The sequence below is a fragment of the Streptomyces sp. NPDC001880 genome (assembly GCF_053594575.1).
The window spans coordinates 1-1,283 of sequence record NZ_JBSFET010000290.1 but is presented as its reverse complement, the minus strand read 5'-3'; the positions used below and the strand labels follow the sequence as shown (position 1 = coordinate 1,283).

The 1,283-nt window shown below is 68.6% G+C and carries 1 protein-coding gene; it reads right to left on the bottom strand.

The window, feature by feature from the left end; genetic code table 11:
* Positions 1–1,283: condensation domain-containing protein (locus ACWCQ6_RS37350; RefSeq protein WP_451096969.1), on the bottom strand; the 1,283-nt coding region annotated here is incomplete at both ends.

Below are 1,283 nucleotides of genomic sequence, written 5' to 3'. Positions count from 1 at the left end.
GGCATGTCGGGGTCGAGGTCGGCCATGACGCCGCCTTCGGGAGCCTGGACCCAGCCCAGACCCCGCAACTCCTCCGGCATGTCCGCCGAGGAGAACCGCCCCAGATAATTGAACCCGATCTGCCCCAGCCCATACCCCGACAACACCCCCGCCGTCTCCGCGTTGAGATACCGCAACAGCCCGAACCCCATCCCCTTGTCAGGGACCGCCCGCAACTGCTCCTTCACCGCCTTCACCGCACGCCCCGCCGCAGCACCCCCGGCCAGCACCTCACCCAGATCACACCCGGCCACATCCAAACGGACCGGGAACATACTCGTGAACCACCCCACCGTCCGCGACAGATCCGCCCCCGCAACCAACTCCTCCTCACGACCATGACCCTCCAACCGGATCAAAGCCGACGACTCCACCACACCACGCCGCGAACGCCACTCAGCCAACGCCAACGCCAACCCCGCCAGCAGACCATCGTTCACCCCACCACGGAACGCCGCCGGCAACGCCGTCAGCAACACCTCCGTCACCTCCGAAGGCACCGCCACCCGCACCCGGCCCACCGTGGCCATCGTGTCCACCAACGGATCCACCCGACGCACACCCAGCAACGGATCAGGACCCACCAACACCCGCTCCCACAAAGCGAGTTCCGCCACACGCCCAGGCCGAGCAGCCTCCTCTGCCAACGCATGCATCCACCGCCGCGCCGAAGTCCCCACCCCCGCAAGCACCGGCACCCGCCCCGAACGCACCTGCTCCCACGCAACCGCCAGATCCGGCAGCAGAATCCGCCACGACACACCATCCACCACCAGATGATGGAGAACCACGAGCAGCCGGCCCTCACCACCACCCGCCGGATCGAACCACACAAACTGCGCCATCACCCCACCAACAGGATCCAGCCGACCCGCCGCCGCATCCAACTCCCCAGCCAGCACCCCCTGCCAGGAAACGTCCTGCCATGCTCCGGAACACTCCACCCGACGGATCAGGTCCCCGGCAGCCGACGCACCCGGTGCGGTAACCACCAGCCCGGCCCCGCCCTCGGCCACATCCGCGTCATGGCCGTCAGCCACGAGTCGCGCGCGCAGCACATCATGGGCATCCAGCACCGCCTGCACCGTCGCGGCCAGACCCGCCGCGTCGATCCCCTCAGGCAAAGTCACCACCATCGACTGCTGGAACCGGCCATACCCACCACCGAGCTCCAGCAGGTACTGGGCGGCCGGGGGCAGGGGCGACCATCCCACTCCCCCACCCGACAACTCGGCCAGCACCGG